Origin of the sequence: Cedecea sp. FDAARGOS_727 (assembly GCF_012273235.1) — a bacterium.
GTDB lineage: Bacteria > Pseudomonadota > Gammaproteobacteria > Enterobacterales > Enterobacteriaceae > Cedecea > Cedecea davisae.
This window is the reverse complement of the sequence record NZ_CP050966.1, coordinates 287241-304349: the sequence shown is the minus strand read 5'-3', so window position 1 is coordinate 304349 and position 17109 is coordinate 287241. Positions and strand designations below refer to the sequence as shown.

Sequence of the window (17109 nt, the reverse complement as noted above, 5' to 3'; positions counted from 1 at the left end):
GGAAACCGGAGGAATCACATGACCAAGTCAGAATTGATAGAAAGACTTGCAACCCAGCAATCCCATGTCCCGGCGAAAGCGGTGGAAGATGCGGTTAAAGAGATGCTGGAGCATATGGCCTCTACGCTCGCCCAGGGTGAACGTATTGAAATCCGGGGTTTCGGCAGTTTCTCCTTACACTATCGCGCTCCTCGCACCGGACGTAATCCAAAAACCGGCGATAAAGTGGATCTGGAAGGTAAATACGTTCCGCACTTTAAACCAGGTAAAGAGCTACGTGACCGCGCCAATATTTATGGTTAATTCTTCGGAATTGACGAAAAAGGCACCTCGCCCGAGGTGCCTTTTTTTTGGCTTTACCAACGGGTTTGCGAACCAGCTCCCTGCGGGAGATGTAACGTTGCTGGCTTAGCCGTTTAATGCATTACTCCGCGCTCATTTCCCCGCTAACCTTCTGATACTGATACCCGCTCAGCGCACACTGCTCCTGACAAGGAGGTGTGCATGTTTTCAATTCCGGCGGTTGCCTGCGTTGTTATATTGGCTTCATTGCCGCTGCTTTGGCTCCCGGTTATCCCGGCGACGTACTCTATTCTGCTGCTGCCCGTAGCGGCTCTGCTACTCTGCGGCTGTTTTGGCCGTTATCGCTTTGCTCGTTATCTGGCTTTGTTTGTGCTGATGCTGAGCTGGAGCCTGCTGGCCGCCCGACAAACGCTGGATATGTTTGATGAGTTAGGGCAACAGCCGGTTTCAGCTCAGGTAAAAATAATCCGCAGCGACGGCGAGCGCCGCCATGAATTACGCATAGTGAGAGTCAACGAACGCTATCTGTTTCCTGCTCCCGGCGTGGCGCTCAAAAATAGCGTCTTTGCGCAGCCGGTATGCGAGGGGCAGGTATGGCAGATGAAGCTACGGCTTCGCCCGGTTCACGGGCAGCTAAACGAAGGCATATTTGACGGCCAGCGCTACGCGCTTTCACAGCTTCTCCCGTTCACTGGCCGGGTTCTGAGCGCTACGCTGCTATCAGAAAGCTGTAATTTACGTGGCGAATGGCTTCGCAGGGCAAAAGCGGCCACGCAGCACCTACCCTGGCAAGGTGTGATAATCGCACTCGGCTTTGGGGAACGGATAGATGTGAGCGGCGAAGTAAAAAAAATTATGCGTGATACCGGCACCGCCCATCTTATGGCGATATCCGGGTTACATATAGCGCTTGCGGGAGGCATTGGCTGGTTGTTTGCCAGGGTATTCCAGTTTTGCCTGCCGGCGCCCTGGATTTGTTATCGCCTGCCGCTGCTGGCGAGTTTTGGCGTGGCGTTGTTCTATACGTGGCTTTCGGGCATGAGCCCGCCGGCCGTTCGCACCATGGTGGGGATGGGCGTCTGGGCGGCACTCCGGCTGAGCGGCCGCCAGTGGCCATCGTGGCACGTATTGCTTTGCTGTGCAGCGGGCATCGTTTTCTGCGAACCGCTGGCTATCCTGGCGGACAGCCTTTGGCTATCGGCGCTGGCGGTAGGTGGGCTGATATTCTGGTATCAGTGGGTGCCGCAGCCGCGCCTGAATTTGCCCCGATATTTGAAGCCGCTAATCGATCTGCTCTATCTTCAGCTTGGCGTAACTCTTCTGCTGGTGCCGCTTCAGCTTCTACTGTTTCATGGCGTGAGCTTTACCTCACTGGTTGCAAACTTGTTTGCGGTCCCGGCAATTACGTTTATCAGCGTGCCGCTAATATTGTTTGGTATGGCTCTGGTCTCGCTGCCGGGGGCCGGTGCGGCGCTATGGTATCTGGCCGATAAATCTCTGGCCGTGGTGTTTGCTCTACTTGCGGGCCTACCCGCAGGTTGGGTGGCGCTGGACCGGCGCTTTATCTGGCTGGCGTTTTTTGCCTGGTGGGGGATTGTTATCTGGCGATTTTGCCTTTGGCGCAGCTCTCCTGCGGCTGTCATCGCTATTCTGCTGTGCATGTCATCCCCTTTTTGGCGCAAACCTATTCCTGAAGGCTGGGCGATACATATGCTGGATGTCGGGCACGGGCTTGCCGTGGTTATTGAAAAAGAAGGGAAGGCTTTGCTGTATGATACGGGCAATGCGTGGCCCGGTGGCGATGCGGCAAGGCAAGTGATAATTCCGTGGCTGAAATGGCACAATCTTGAACCCGAAAACGCGATCATTAGCCATGAGCATCTGGACCACATCGGCGGACTTGGCAGCTTAGAGGAGGAGTGGCCCGGTCTGAAAGTCCGAAGCCCGCTGCCGGATAAAGGGCATCAACCCTGTTTTCGTGGCCAGCAATGGCGCTGGCAGGGGCTGCAATTTAGCGCTTTGTGGCCGCCGAAGGACACTCAGAACACGGGCAATAATCGCTCCTGCGTGGTGATGGTGAGCGACGGAAAATTCAGACTCTTGCTTACCGGAGATCTGGAAGCCGGGGCTGAACTGGCTATGCTAAGGAAGCGGTGGCAGGAATTAAAAGCAGATATTATTCAGGTTCCTCATCACGGGAGCCGCACATCTTCAAGCGGGCCGCTGCTGCGGGCGGTATCAGGCAGCGTGGCGCTGGCTTCCACATCGCGTTATAACGCATGGCGCTTACCTTCTCTGAATATTATTGAACGCTACCACAAATATGGTTACCGCTGGTACGACACGGCGCTGTCGGGGCAGCTGACAATCACAATAAACAGTGATAAATGGCAAATCTCTGGCTTCAGAGAGCAAATATTGCCCCGTTGGTATCATCAGTGGTTTGGCGTCACCCGCGATAATGGGTAGAATATGCGGCTATTTCATAAAAGGCTGGTTCGACTTAATGCAGAACGATAAAGATCTCTCCACGTGGCAGACTTTCCGCCGGCTCTGGCCGATGATAACCCCATTTAGAACGGGTCTGATTGTGGCTGGGATAGCGTTAATCCTTAATGCTGCGAGCGACACCTATATGCTTTCGCTGCTGAAACCTCTGCTGGATGATGGTTTCGGCAAAACGGACTCATCGGTGCTGCTGTGGATGCCGCTGGCCGTTATCGCCCTGATGCTGCTGCGCGGTATCACAAGCTATGTCTCCAGCTATTGCATTTCATGGGTTTCGGGAATGGTGGTGATGAATATGCGTCGCCGCTTGTTCAGCCACATGATGGGCATGCCGGTCGCTTTCTTCGACCAGCAGTCGACGGGTACGTTGCTTTCACGTATTACCTACGATTCTGAGCAGGTTGCTTCTTCATCTTCCAGCGCGCTGATTACCGTAGTGCGCGAAGGTGCCTCGATTATCGGTCTGTTTGTGCTGATGTTTTGGTACAGCTGGCAGCTGTCGGTTATTTTGATCGTACTGGCGCCTATCGTTTCGTTTGCTATTCGCTTCGTGTCCAAGCGTTTTCGTAATATCAGCAAAAACATGCAGAACACCATGGGGCAGGTAACAACCAGCGCCGAGCAGATGCTGAAGGGCCATAAAGAAGTGCTGATCTTCGGCGGCCAGCAGGTGGAAACCAGCCGTTTCGACAAGGTTAGCAACCGCATGCGTAACCAGGGGATGAAGCTGGTTTCTGCGTCTTCTATTTCCGACCCGATCATTCAGCTGATTGCCTCTTTCGCTTTGGCCTTCGTGCTTTATGCCGCAAGCTTCCCGAGCGTAATGGAGACCCTCACCGCCGGGACTATTACCGTCGTCTTCTCTTCGATGATTGCGCTGATGCGCCCGTTGAAATCACTGACCAACGTTAACGCCCAGTTCCAGCGCGGTATGGCCGCCTGCCAGACGCTGTTCTCCATCCTCGATTCTGAACAGGAAAAAGACAACGGCAAACAGGTTATCGAGCGCTCTAAAGGCGACGTTGAATTCCGCAATGTTACCTTTACCTATCCGGGGCGCGATGTTCCTGCCCTGCGCAATATCAACCTGACCATCCCGGCAGGTAAAACCGTTGCCCTGGTAGGCCGCTCCGGCTCCGGTAAATCAACCATCGCCAGTCTGATCACTCGTTTCTACGAGCAGGAAGAGGGTGAGGTTCTGATTGATGGCCTGGATATTCGTGAATATACCCTTGCTTCGCTGCGCAACCAGGTTGCTCTGGTTTCTCAGAATGTGCATTTGTTCAACGATACCATCGCCAATAACATCGCTTATGCCCGCACCGAGCAGTATTCGCGTGAGGATATCGAAAAGGCCGCGCGTATGGCCTATGCCATGGACTTCATCAGCAAGATGGAGAACGGGCTTGATACCATGATCGGTGAAAACGGCGTGCTGCTCTCAGGCGGCCAGCGCCAGCGTATTGCGATTGCTCGTGCGCTGCTGCGTGATAGCCCGATTCTGATCCTCGATGAGGCCACCTCTGCGCTTGATACCGAGTCTGAGCGTGCTATTCAGGCGGCGCTTGATGAGCTGCAAAAAAACCGTACCTCGCTGGTTATCGCCCACCGACTGTCAACCATCGAGCAGGCTGACGAAATCGTGGTAGTGGAAGATGGCCGCATCGTTGAGCGCGGGCCGCACCAGGAGCTGCTGGCTCACCGCGGCGTGTATGCCCAGCTTCATAAGATGCAATTTGGCGAATGATAGAGCGCATCTGGTCGGGTAAATCTCCGCTCTACCTGCTGCTATTGCCGCTTTCCTGGCTGTATGGCCTGGTGAGCGGCATAATCCGCCTCTCTTATCGCCTTGGCCTGCGCAAAGCCTGGCGTGCTCCGCTTCCCGTCGTTGTGGTAGGCAATTTGACCGCAGGTGGCAACGGGAAAACGCCGGTCGTTATCTGGCTGGTTGAGCAGCTACAGCGGCGCGGGATTCGCGTCGGCGTAGTTTCCCGCGGCTACGGCGGCAAGGCTGCCGCTTACCCTCTGCTGCTTGACTCTCAAACGATTCCCTCTGAAGCAGGCGATGAGCCGGTGCTGATTTTTCAGCGTACCGGTGCGCCTGTAGCGGTAGCGCCAAAACGCAGCGAGGCCGTTAAAGCGCTTATTCAGTCGTCAGACCCGCAAATTATTATTACCGATGACGGGTTGCAGCATTACGCTCTGGCCCGCGATAAAGAAATTGTGGTGATTGACGGCGCTCGCCGCTTTGGCAACGGCTGGTGGTTACCCGCCGGGCCGATGCGTGAGAGGGCCGGGCGCCTGCGCAGCGTGGATGCGGTAATTGTTAACGGCGGCGTGGCGCAGTCCGGGGAAATAGCCATGCGCCTGGAGCCGGGGCTGGCCATTAATGTCCTGACAGGCGAGCGTCGCCCGGTAAATGCGTTGAGCAACGTGGTTGCTATGGCCGGTATCGGGCATCCTCCGCGCTTTTTTGCCACGCTCGAACAGTGTGGCGTGAAGCCGGTTAAAACCGTTGCGCTTGCCGACCACCAGGCCATTACCGAACAGGATATGCTCAACATCGCGGCACCCGGACAAACGGTGTTGATGACGGAGAAAGATGCGGTTAAATGCCGCGCTTTTGTGCAGGGGCATCCCGACTGGTGGTATTTGCCGGTAGATGCGCAGCTAACTTCGCCGTTGGCCGATGCTTTGCTCAGGGAGTTACTGGCTCTGGTGCGGTAGCGTTACCGTTACCGGCACCGGTTTTGTGTTCGTTGATAACAGGTGTGCCATGACCGTTCCGCATCTTTCACTCCGCGCAGCCCGGAATCTGCACCTTGCCGCTCAGGGGCTTTTACAAAAACCTCGCCGCCGCGCTCGTCCTTCGGACATTAGCGAGGCGGTATCCCGCATGTCGCTTCTGCAAATTGATACCATCAATATTGTTGCCCGCAGCCCTTACCTGGTCCTGTTCAGCCGCCTTGGCCGTTTTGAGCAAAACTGGCTGGATAACGCGCTTGCGAACGGCGAGCTGATTGAGTATTGGGCGCATGAAGCCTGCTTCCTGCCAAAGCAGGATTTTTCCCTGATCCGCCACCGCATGCTCAGCCCGGAAAATATGGGCTGGAAATACCGCCCTGAGTGGATGGCGGAACATGCAGAGGATATAAAGCAGCTGCTGGCGTTTATCGAGCAAAACGGCCCGGTGCGCTCTGCCGACTTTGAACATCCCCGCAAGAGAGCCAGCGGCTGGTGGGAGTGGAAGCCGCAGAAAAAACACCTCGAAGGCCTGTTTACCGCCGGGAAGGTTATGGTTACCGAGCGGCGTAATTTCCAGCGCGTGTATGATTTGACTCACCGGGTGATGCCGCACTGGGACGACGCCGTCCATCTTATTGACCAGCAGCAGGCCGAGCTGAAAATGCTGGAGAACAGCGCCCGCAGCCTTGGCGTGTTTCGCCCCGAATGGCTGGCGGACTACTACCGCCTGAAAAACCTCGCGTTAAAACCGCTACTTGAGAACTGGATTTCTTCCGGCAGCGTCATCCGGGTTGAAGTCGAGAAACTGGGCGAAATGCTGCTGCATCACTCGCTGTTGCCGCTGCTGGATAAAGCTCAGCAAAACCAGCTAAAAGCCACCCACAGCGCCGTGCTGTCACCTTTTGATCCCGTAGTCTGGGATCGCAGAAGGGCGGAAGCGCTGTTTGATTTCTCCTATCGGCTCGAGTGCTACACGCCCGCTGAAAAACGCCGCTACGGCTACTTCGTTCTACCGCTGCTGCACAATGGCGCTCTGGTTGGCCGAATGGACGCCAAAATGCACCGCAAGCAGGGAGAGCTGGAAGTGATAAGCCTTTACCTGGAGGAGGGTGTCAAAGTGACCCGCTCGTTGGTAGAAGGGTTACGGGGCGCGTTGAACGAGTTTGCCCTTTGGCAGTCGGCAACGAATATCTCCTTTGGCATGTTGCCGGAAGCGCTAAGAGAAACATGGGGGCCCGGTTGGGAAATGGCCCCGGCGGGCTAGTCATTTATGCTATTCTGGTGCCGTCGATGGCACTCATCTGGAGTAATTATGGAAAGTCGTTTACTTGAAATCATTGCCTGCCCGGTTTGTAACGGCAAGCTCTATTATAACCAGGAAAAGCAAGAGCTTATCTGTAAGCCCGATGGCCTGGCGTTCCCGCTGCGCGACGGCATCCCGGTTCTGCTGGAAACCGAAGCGCGTACCCTGAATTCGGACGAGACCAATCCATGAGTTTTGTGGCTATTATTCCCGCACGCTATGCCTCCACGCGCCTGCCGGGTAAACCTCTGAAAGATATCAACGGTAAAGCGATGATCCTCCACGTGCTGGACAGGGCGCGTGAGTCCGGTGCCGAGCGTATCATCGTCGCTACCGATCACCCTGAGGTTGCAAGCGTGGTTGAAGCCGCCGGAGGCGAAGTTTGCCTGACCAGCCCCGACCATCAGTCCGGCACCGAACGCCTGGCGGAAGTGATTGAAAAATGCGGCTTTAGCGATGAGACGGTTATCGTTAATGTGCAGGGCGATGAGCCGATGATCCCGCCGGTCATTATTCAGCAGGTGGCTAACAACGTTGCTAACAGCCAGGCCGGAATGGCGACGCTTGCGGTGCCGATTGACTCAGCGGAAGAAGCCTTTAATCCCAACGCCGTGAAAGTGGTGATGGACGCTCAGGGTTACGCGCTCTATTTCTCACGCGCAACCATTCCGTGGGATCGCGAGCGTTTTGCTAAGTCCCGCGAAGAGATTGGCGATACCTTCCTGCGCCATATCGGCATTTACGGCTACCGCGCCGGTTTTATCCGCCGCTATGTTAGCTGGGAGCCAAGCCAGCTTGAGCAGATTGAAATGCTGGAGCAGCTGCGGGTGCTGTGGAACGGGGAAAAAATCCACGTTGCCGTCGCTAAGGCTATCCCGAGCATTGGCGTTGATACGCCGGAAGATCTGGAGCGCGTCCGCCTCGCGATGCGCTAAGCCTTTCTTCTGTGCAAACAAACCGGCCTTCTGCGCCGGTTTTTCTTTTTCTGAATCCAGATTGATCTGAAGTGGTGACAACTTCCCCTGCTGCGCTCATTATTAAATCAACAGTATTACCAGGGGAAATCGGTATGGAATTGCTGCGTAAGGAGCTAAGTCACCTGCTGGGTGAGAAACTCAGCCGCATTGAGTGCATCAGCGAACATACGGAAACGTCGCTGTGGTCGCTGTATGACAGCGAAGGTCACGCTATGCCGCTGCTGGCAAAAAGCTTTACCTCGCCCGGGCTGGCCGCCCAGCTGGCGTGGAAAATGTCGCTGCTCGCGCGCTCGGGTACGGTGAGGATGCCGGTGGTTTACGGGGTTATCACTCACGACGATATTCCCGGGCCGGATGTTCTGCTAATGGAGCGGCTGCGCGGGGTGCCGGGTGAAGCACCGACGCGCACGCCCAACCGCTGGGAGCAGCTTAAAGATCAGATAGTCGAGGGGTTGCTTTCCTGGCACCGGGTAGACAGCGGAGGCTGCGTCGGCAACGTTGACAGCACCCAGGAAAACATCTGGCCGCACTGGTATCGCCAGCGGGTTGAGGTTCTGTGGAGCACGCTCAATCAATACCAAAATACCGGGCTGACGATGCAGGACAGGCGCATTTTGTTCCGCACCCGCGAGTGCCTGCCGCGCATGTTTGAAAACTTTAACGATAACTGCGTGCTCATCCACGGCAATTTTTCCCTCAGAAGCATGCTCAAGGACTCACGCAGCGACCAGCTGCTGGCGATGGTTAACCCCGGCATGATGCTGTGGGCGCCCCGGGAATACGAGCTGTTCCGGCTTTCAGAACCGGGCCAGTCGGAGAGCCTGCTGTGGCGCTATTTACAGCGTGCCCCGGTGGCGGAGTCTTTCCTCTGGCGGCGCTGGCTGTACGTGCTGTGGGATGAAATTGCTCAACTGTTGCAGACCGGCCGTCTTAACCGGCCTGCGTTTGATAAAGCCTCGAAGGAACTACTCCCCTGGCTCTCCTGAGGAGCCTTTCAGCCACTGCCAGGCGCGCCCCAACGTTTCATAACCCACCCGGTCACTGTGCAACAGCCAGACCGGGGACGGGATAATTCTCTCCCACGGATTAAGCGAGGAGGTTATCGCCAGCTGGTTAGCCGGAGCGGGAAGCGGGTGCAGCCCTGCGCGGGTAAAGAAGGTCATCGCGCGCGGCAGGTGGGAGGCCGAGGTCACCAGGATAAACGGCTGCTGGCCAATCAGTTGCGCAACCGCCTGTGCCTCTTCTTCCGTATCTTTTGGCGAGTCCAGGGTGATTATCTCATCTCGTGAAATTCCCAGACTTTCTGCGACTCGTGCCCCAACTTCCGCCGTACTGACGTTATTGGTCATCGCTCTGGCCCCGGTGAAGATAAGCTTTGCCCCGGGATTCAGATTTTTCAGGCGAATCGCTTCCGTCAGGCGCGGTAAACTGTTGTTGATAAGGTTGGAGCTGGGTGCCCATTGCGGATTCCACGTATAGCCGCCGCCCAGCACTACGATGTATTTAACATTATCGCCCTGCTGGCGCGTGGAGTAGGTATCTTCCAGCGGCTTAAGCATCCAGTCCGCAACGGGCTGCAGGCTAATCAGGAACAGAACCATCCAGCTCGCCGTGAGTAAGCCCTTTGCGGTTCTCTGCCAGCGGGTAAACCACAGCAGCGCAAGGGCAAGACCCATGGCAAGCAGCAGGAAAGGCAGGGGCAACAGCAGCCCGCCGATGAATTTTTTCAGTATAAAAAGCATGAAATTCGGGTCCTTTTTAACCATCCGGCAGCGAAACGCCTGTGATATTACACCAGATGGGTTCATTCTCGCCCCGGCTGTGCCAAAATAGCGGTTTTGTCAGACGACCTCTTTTGCCACGGAGCTGTACCCATGGGTGACCGCAATTTTGACGATATTGCCGAGAAGTTCTCGCACAATATCTATGGCACAACAAAAGGCCAGTTGCGGCAGGAGATTTTGTGGCAGGACTTAGAGGCTTTTCTGGCAACCCAGCCTGAAAAACTGCGGGTGCTCGACGCGGGCGGCGGGGAAGGCCAGACGGCAACCCGATTTGCTGAATTAGGCCACCAGGTGCTGCTTTGCGATGTCTCCGCCGGAATGATTGAACGTGCAAAAATGCTCGCTCAGGAGAAAGGTGTGAGCGACAACATGCATTTTGTACAATCCTCCGCTCAGGACATCGCCCAACATTTGGAAAGCCCGGTTGATCTGATATTGTTTCATGCGGTGCTGGAATGGGTAACCGATCCCCAGGCCGCGTTAAAAGCGCTTTGGGACTGTTTGCGCCCGGGCGGCACTTTGTCGCTAATGTTCTACAATGCAAACGGCCTGCTGATGCGAAACATGTTCGTGGGTAACTTTGAATATGTGCTGCAGGGCATGAAGAAAAATAAGCGTAAAACCCTTTCGCCCGACAATCCGCTGCAGCCAGAACAGGTTTACCACTGGCTGGAGCAAATTGGCTGGCAAATTACCGGTAAAACCGGCGTGCGGGTGTTCCATGATTACCTGCGAGACAAAAACAAACAACGAGATGGTTTTGACGATTTGCTGACGCTGGAGACGCGTTATTGCCGGCAGGAGCCGTTTATCAGTCTCGGCCGCTATATTCACGTAACCGCGTTTAAGCCGCAGAGCCAAGGATAAATTATGAGTGATTTTTCCCAGACAGTGCCTGAACTGGTTGCCTGGGCCAGGAAAAATGATTTTTCAATCTCGCTGCCTACCGAGCGCCTGACGTTTTTGCTGGCGGTTGCCACCTTAAACGGCGAACGCCTCGACGGTGAGCTTAGCGAGGGTGAACTTATTGATGCGTTTCGCCACGTCAGCGACGGTTTCGAGCAAACCAGCGAAACCATCAACGTGCGCGCCAACAACGCCATCAATGATATGGTGCGCCAGCGCTTGCTTAACCGCTTTGTCAGCGAGGTTTCCGAAGGGAATGCCATTTACCGTCTGACGCCGCTGGGCATCGGGATTACCGACTACTACATTCGCCAGCGCGAGTTTTCTACGCTGCGCCTCTCTATGCAGCTCTCTATCGTAGCCGGCGAGCTTAAGCGCGCCGCCGATGCGGCGGATGAGGACGGCGATGAGTTCCACTGGCACCGTAACGTCTATGCGCCGCTGAAATATTCGGTGGCGGAGATTTTCGACAGCATCGACCTTACGCAGCGCATCATGGACGAGCAGCAGCAGCAGGTGAAGGACGATATTGCCCAGTTGCTGAATAAAGACTGGCGGGCCGCCATCTCCAGCTGTGAACTGCTGCTCTCGGAAACTTCCGGTACGCTGCGCGAACTTCAGGATACGCTTGAAGCGGCTGGCGACAAACTGCAGGCCAACCTGCTGCGGGTGCAGGACTCAACGATGGGGCGCAACGATCTCCATTTTGTCGATCGCCTGGTGTTCGACCTGCAAAGCAAGCTCGACCGCATTATCAGCTGGGGCCAGCAGGCCATCGACCTGTGGATTGGCTATGACCGCCACGTTCACAAGTTTATCCGTACCGCTATCGACATGGATAAAAACCGCGTCTTTGCGCAACGCCTGCGCCAGTCGGTGCAGAGCTATTTCGATGCGCCGTGGGCGCTAACCCATTCCAGCGCCGATCGCCTGCTGGACATGCGTGACGAAGAGATGGCCCTGCGTGACGAAGAGGTCACCGGTGAACTCCCGAACGAACTAGAGTTCGAAGAATTTAACGAAATCCGCGAACAGCTGGCGGCGCTGATTGAAGCGGCGCTGCAGGTTTACAGAACCAAACAGGTTCCCCTCGATTTGGGCATTGTGGTGCGTGATTATCTTGCGCAGTACCCGCGCGCGCGGCATTTCGACGTGGCGCGTATTGTCGTGGACCAGGCGGTGCGCCTGGGCGTAGCGGAAGCGGATTTCACAGGATTGCCTGCGAAGTGGCAAACAATTAACGATTACGGAGCCAAGGTACAGGCGCATGTCATCAACAAATATTGAACAAGTGATGCCGGTTAAGCTGGCACAGGCGCTGGCCAACCCACTCTTTCCGGCGCTTGACAGCCAGCTGCGCGCCGGGCGTCATATTGGCCTCGAAGAGCTGGATAATCATGCCTTTTTGATGGACTTCCAGGAGTATCTGGAAGAGTTCTACGCTCGCTATAACGTTGAGTTGATTCGCGCCCCGGAAGGCTTTTTCTACCTTCGTCCGCGGTCTACCACGCTTATTCCTCGCTCGGTTCTCTCCGAGCTGGATATGATGGTTGGCAAAATTCTCTGCTACCTCTACCTCAGCCCGGAACGTCTGGCCAATGAGGGGATCTTTACCCAGCAGGAACTTTACGATGAACTGCTGACGCTGGCGGACGAGAGCAAACTGCTGAAGCTGGTCAACAACCGCTCCACCGGCTCTGACCTCGACCGCCAGAAGCTTCAGGAGAAGGTGCGCGCGTCATTAACCCGCCTGCGCCGCCTCGGCATGATCTGGTTTATGGGCCACGACAGCAGCAAATTCCGCATTACCGAGTCGGTGTTCCGCTTCGGTGCCGATGTGCGCAGCGGTGACGATCCGCGTGAAGCTCAGCTACGAATGATTCGCGACGGCGAAGCGATGGCGCTGGAAGCTCGTCTGCAGCTCAATGATGAGAGCGATGAGCCGCAGCCCGGCCTGGATAACGCGGAGGATGAACAGGAATGATTGAACGCGGAAAATTTCGCTCGCTGACGCTGGTTAACTGGAACGGCTTCTTCGCCCGTACTTTTGACCTTGATGAGCTGGTCACCACGCTTTCCGGCGGTAACGGCGCGGGTAAATCAACCACCATGGCGGCGTTCGTCACGGCGCTGATCCCAGATTTAACCCTGCTGCACTTCCGTAACACCACCGAAGCAGGGGCCACTTCCGGCTCTCGCGACAAAGGCCTGCACGGCAAGCTGAAGGCCGGGGTGTGTTACTCAACGCTGGATGTTATCAACTCTCGCCATCAGCGAGTTGTGGTGGGCGTGCGCCTGCAACAGGTCGCAGGTCGTGACCGTAAAGTTGATATCAAACCGTTCGCTATTCAGGGTTTGCCTTCTTCTATTCAGCCGACCCAGTTGCTGACCGAAACCCTCAACGAGCGCCAGGCGCGCGTGCTCAGCCTGCAAGAGCTGAAAGATAAAGTTGAAGCTATCGAAGGGGTGCAGTTCAAGCAGTTTAACTCCATCACCGACTACCACTCGCTGATGTTTGACCTGGGTATCGTTGCCCGTCGTCTGCGCAGCGCTGCGGACCGCAGCAAGTATTACCGCCTGATTGAGGCTTCGCTGTACGGCGGTATTTCCAGCGCCATTACCCGCTCCCTGCGCGACTACCTGCTGCCGGAAAACGGCGGCGTGCGTAAGGCCTTCCAGGATATGGAAGCGGCGCTGCGTGAAAACCGCATGACGCTGGAAGCGATTCGCGTTACCCAGTCCGACCGCGATCTGTTTAAGCATTTGATTTCCGAGGCCACAAACTATGTGGCGGCGGACTATATGCGCCATGCCAACGAGCGACGCATCCACCTCGATAAAGCGCTGGAATTCCGCCGTGAGCTGCTGACCAGCCGTCAACAGCTGGCCGCCGAGCAGTACAAGCACGTCGATATGGCGCGCGAGCTTGGCGAGCACAGCGGCGCGGAAGGCGACCTGGAAACCGATTACCAGGCGGCGAGTGACCACCTGAATCTGGTGCAAACCGCTATCCGCCAGCAGGAGAAAATCGAGCGCTACGAAGCGGACCTCGACGAGCTGCAAATTCGCCTTGAAGAGCAAAACGAAATCGTTGCCGAGGCCCACGAGCAGCAGGAAGAGAACGAAGCCCGCGCCGAAGCCGCCGAGCTGGAAGTGGATGAGCTGAAAAGCCAGCTGGCCGATTACCAGCAGGCGCTGGACGTACAGCAAACCCGCGCGATTCAGTACCAGCAGGCGCTAAAAGCGCTTGAACGTGCTCGCGAAATTTGCCATCTGCCGGACTTAACCGCCGACAGCGCGGACGAGTGGCTCGACACCTTCAAAGCCAAAGAAATTGAAGCGACCGACAAGCTGCTCTCCCTCGAACAAAAAATGAGTGTCGCCCAGGCGGCCCACAGCCAGTTCGAGCAGGCTTACCAACTTGTTACGGCCATAGGCGGTGAAGTTAGCCGCAGCGAAGCCTGGGAAACCGCCCGCGAGCTGATTCGCGACAGCAATAACCAGCGCCATCTCGCCGAGCAGGTACAGCCGCTGCGCATGCGTCTGAACGAGCTTGAGCAGCGCCTGCGCGAACAGCAGGAAGCTGAACGCCTGCTGGCTGATTTCTGTAAGCGCCAGGGCAAACAGTTTGATCCTGAAGATCTGGAAACGCTGCACGACGAGCTGGAAGAGCGCATCGGTGCGCTACAGCAAACCGTTTCCGATGCCAGCGAACAGCGTATGGCCCTGCGCCAGGAGCTGGAACAGCTGCAAGCGAGCATTAAAACGCTGAACCTGCGCGCCCCAAGATGGATTGCGGCGCAAACCAGCCTGACTCAGCTGTGCGAGCAGAGCAACGAACAGTTTGAAACCAGCCAGCAAGTTACTGAATACATGCAGCAACTGCTGGAGCGCGAACGCGAGTCTACCGTTGAGCGTGACGAAGTCGGGGCGCGTAAACGAGCCATCGACGAAGAAATTGAGCGCCTGAGCCAGCCGGGCGGGGCAGAAGACCCGCGCCTGAATGCTCTGGCAGAACGTTTCGGCGGCGTACTGCTGTCCGAAATTTACGATGATATCGGCCTCGAAGATGCGCCGTACTTCTCGGCGCTTTATGGTCCGTCGCGTCACGCTATCGTGGTGCCTGACCTGTCGCTGGTGCGCGAACAGCTGGAAAATCTTGAAGATTGCCCGGAAGACCTTTACCTGATTGAAGGTGACCCGTCTTCATTCGATGACAGCGTGTTTACCGTGGAAGATATGGGCGCGGCCGTTCTGGTGAAAACCGCCGAACGCCAGTGGCGTTATTCTCGGCTGCCGGAGCTGCCGCTGTTTGGCCGCGCCGCGCGTGAAAACCGCCTGGAATCGCTGCACAGCGAGCGTGAATCACTTTCCGAACGCTTTGCTACGCTCTCCTTCGACGTGCAGAAAAACCAGCGCCTGCATCAGTCATTCAGCCGCTTTATCGGCCAGCATCTTGGCGTAGCGTTTGAAGCTGACCCGGAAGCTGAAATTCGCCAGCTCAACAGCCGCCGCGGCGAAATTGAGCGTGCTATCAGCAACCATGAGAACGACAACCAGCAGCAGCGCCAGCAGTTCGATCTGGCGAAAGAGGGCGTGGCCCAGCTTAACCGCCTGCTGCCGCGCATTAGCCTGCTGAATGACGAAACGCTGGCCGACCGCTGCGACGAGATCCGCGAACATCTGGACGAGGCCGAAGAATCTGCCCGCTTTATCCAGCAGCACGGCAACCAGCTTATCAAGCTGGAGGCTATCGCCAGCGTATTGCAGAGCGACCCTGAGCAGTTCGATCAGCTGAAAGATGATTATGCCCACGCCCAGCAGATGCAGCGTGATGCCCGCCAGCGTGCCTTCGCCCTTACCGAAGTGGTGCAGCGTCGCGCCCACTTCAGCTACAGCGACTCTGCCGCCATGCTGGACGGCAACAGCGATCTTAACGAGAAGCTGCGCCAGCGCCTGGAACAGGCTGAAGCGGAGCGTACCCGTTCACGCGAAGCCCTGCGTCAGCATGCCCAACAGCTGGGCCAGTACAGCCAGCTGATGGCGTCGTTAAAAAGCTCGTTTGATACTAAAAAAGAGCTGCTTACCGACCTGCATAAAGAGCTACAGGATATCGGCGTTCGCGCAGATGCCGGAGCAGAGGAAAGGGCGCGTGCGCGCCGCGATGAGCTGCATACCGCTCTGAGCACCAACCGTTCACGCCGCAACCAGCTTGAGAAACAGCTGACTTACTGCGAAGCGGAAATGAACAACCTGACCCGCAAACTGAAGCAGCTTGAGCGCAATTACTTTGAAATGCGCGAGCAGGTTGTGACGGCGAAAGCCGGATGGTGCGCGGTGATGCGTATGGTGAAAGATAACGGCGTTGAGCGCCGCCTGCACCGCCGCGAGCTGGCCTATCTTTCCGGCGACGAACTGCGTTCCATGTCGGATAAGGCACTGGGCGCCCTGCGTCTCGCGGTTGCGGATAACGAACACCTGCGCGACGTGCTGCGTATGTCGGAAGATCCGAAGCGACCTGAACGTAAGATCCAGTTCTTTGTCGCCGTCTACCAGCACCTGCGCGAGCGTATCCGCCAGGATATCATCCGCACGGACGACCCGGTTGAAGCCATCGAGCAGATGGAAATCGAGCTGAGCCGCCTGACGGAAGAGCTGACCTCGCGTGAGCAGAAGCTGGCTATCAGCTCCCGCAGCGTGGCGAACATCATTCGTAAAACCATTCAGCGCGAGCAGAACCGTATTCGCATGCTCAACCAGGGCCTGCAAAGCGTTTCCTTCGGCCAGGTTAAAAGCGTTCGTCTTAACGTCAACGTGCGCGAGGCTCACGCTACGCTGCTGAACGTGCTTTCCGAACAGCATGAGCAGCATCAGGACTTGTTTAACAGCAATCGCCTGACCTTCTCCGAAGCGCTGGCGAAGCTGTACCAGCGCCTGAACCCGCAAATTGATATGGGGCAGCGCACGCCGCAAACCATCGGCGAAGAGCTGCTGGACTACCGCAACTATCTGGAAATGGAAGTTGAGGTTAACCGCGGCTCCGACGGCTGGCTGCGTGCGGAGAGCGGGGCGCTTTCTACCGGGGAAGCTATCGGTACCGGGATGTCCATCCTGGTGATGGTTGTGCAAAGCTGGGAAGATGAATCTCACCGCCTGCGCGGGAAAGATATTTCGCCTTGCCGCCTGCTTTTCCTCGACGAAGCTGCGCGTCTGGATGCCAAGTCCATCGCCACGCTGTTCGAGCTGTGCGAGCGCCTGGAAATGCAATTAATCATTGCCGCACCGGAGAACATCAGCCCTGAAAAAGGGACGACCTACAAGCTGGTGCGTAAGGTGTTCCAGAACAGCGAGCATGTTCACGTTGTGGGCCTGCGCGGTTTCGCGGCGCCGGTCCTGCCTGAACCGGTGCCGGAGTCTGAGTCCGGAACGGCGGATGCATCATAAAAACGAAGCGGGCTAAGGCCCGCTTTTTTATTGGGCCGAAGAGTCTTAATCTTTAATATTCTTTACATTTTGTCAGGCAAATGGTTTTTACTGTTTATATACTAGTGGTAAATACTTCCCGCCTTTGACGGTGAGCACA

13 protein-coding genes are annotated in these 17109 nt (G+C 56.4%); 12 read left to right on the top strand and 1 reads right to left on the bottom strand.

What is annotated here, in order from left to right:
* The first annotated feature begins 18 nt into the window (after nt 1-18).
* The 8 genes from ihfB to FOC35_RS01465 all read left to right on the top strand — a co-directional run bounded on the left by ihfB (nt 19) and on the right by FOC35_RS01465 (nt 8822).
* Nucleotides 19-303: an integration host factor subunit beta gene (ihfB, locus tag FOC35_RS01500; RefSeq protein WP_172567938.1), complete on the top strand. Its 285-nt coding sequence runs from the start codon at nt 19-21 to the stop codon at nt 301-303.
* Between the two features lie 201 nt (nt 304-504).
* Complete coding sequence (locus FOC35_RS01495; protein ID WP_172567937.1) at nt 505-2772, top strand: ComEC family protein; 2268 nt, start codon at nt 505-507, stop codon at nt 2770-2772.
* A gap of 37 nt (nt 2773-2809) precedes the next feature.
* Nucleotides 2810-4558: a lipid A ABC transporter ATP-binding protein/permease MsbA gene (gene msbA / locus FOC35_RS01490; protein WP_039898042.1), complete on the top strand. Its 1749-nt coding sequence runs from the start codon at nt 2810-2812 to the stop codon at nt 4556-4558.
* Nucleotides 4555-5538, top strand: a complete 984-nt coding sequence (gene lpxK / locus FOC35_RS01485; protein ID WP_172567936.1) for a tetraacyldisaccharide 4'-kinase — start codon at nt 4555-4557, stop codon at nt 5536-5538. The genes msbA and lpxK overlap by 4 nt, the downstream gene beginning before the upstream one ends.
* A 49-nt stretch (nt 5539-5587) precedes the next feature.
* Nucleotides 5588-6820, top strand: a complete 1233-nt coding sequence (locus tag FOC35_RS01480; RefSeq protein WP_172567935.1) for a winged helix-turn-helix domain-containing protein — start codon at nt 5588-5590, stop codon at nt 6818-6820.
* 48 nt (nt 6821-6868) lie between these two features.
* The gene (gene ycaR / locus FOC35_RS01475) at nt 6869-7051 is read left to right on the top strand and encodes a protein YcaR (RefSeq protein WP_016535628.1); all 183 of its coding nucleotides are present in this window, start codon (nt 6869-6871) and stop codon (nt 7049-7051) included.
* Nucleotides 7048-7794, top strand: coding sequence for a 3-deoxy-manno-octulosonate cytidylyltransferase (kdsB, locus tag FOC35_RS01470; protein WP_016535629.1), 747 nt, complete (start codon nt 7048-7050; stop codon nt 7792-7794). The genes ycaR and kdsB overlap by 4 nt, the downstream gene beginning before the upstream one ends.
* A 134-nt stretch (nt 7795-7928) precedes the next feature.
* Nucleotides 7929-8822 carry a YcbJ family phosphotransferase gene (locus FOC35_RS01465; protein ID WP_016535630.1) on the top strand — a complete coding sequence of 298 codons (894 nt, stop codon included), beginning with the start codon at nt 7929-7931 and terminating at the stop codon, nt 8820-8822.
* Here the strand turns inward: FOC35_RS01465 and elyC are convergent.
* A complete protein-coding gene (gene elyC, locus FOC35_RS01460; protein ID WP_172567934.1) occupies nt 8802-9578 on the bottom strand; it encodes an envelope biogenesis factor ElyC in 777 nt (258 codons plus the stop codon). The genes FOC35_RS01465 and elyC overlap by 21 nt on opposite strands.
* 132 nt (nt 9579-9710) lie before the next feature.
* Here elyC and cmoM point away from each other — a divergent pair, with 132 nt between their 5' ends.
* From cmoM to mukB, 4 genes are read left to right on the top strand one after another with little or no spacing between them, the layout of a single operon-like run.
* A complete protein-coding gene (gene cmoM / locus FOC35_RS01455) occupies nt 9711-10487 on the top strand; it encodes a tRNA uridine 5-oxyacetic acid(34) methyltransferase CmoM (protein ID WP_016535632.1) in 777 nt (258 codons plus the stop codon).
* 3 nt (nt 10488-10490) lie between these two features.
* Nucleotides 10491-11813: a chromosome partition protein MukF gene (gene mukF, locus FOC35_RS01450; protein ID WP_016535633.1), complete on the top strand. Its 1323-nt coding sequence runs from the start codon at nt 10491-10493 to the stop codon at nt 11811-11813.
* Nucleotides 11794-12510, top strand: coding sequence for a chromosome partition protein MukE (gene mukE, locus FOC35_RS01445; RefSeq protein ID WP_039898045.1), 717 nt, complete (start codon nt 11794-11796; stop codon nt 12508-12510). Before mukF ends, mukE begins: the two co-directional genes overlap by 20 nt.
* A complete protein-coding gene (gene mukB / locus FOC35_RS01440) occupies nt 12507-16970 on the top strand; it encodes a chromosome partition protein MukB (protein ID WP_172567933.1) in 4464 nt (1487 codons plus the stop codon). Before mukE ends, mukB begins: the two co-directional genes overlap by 4 nt.
* Nucleotides 16971-17109: the final 139 nt, after the last annotated feature.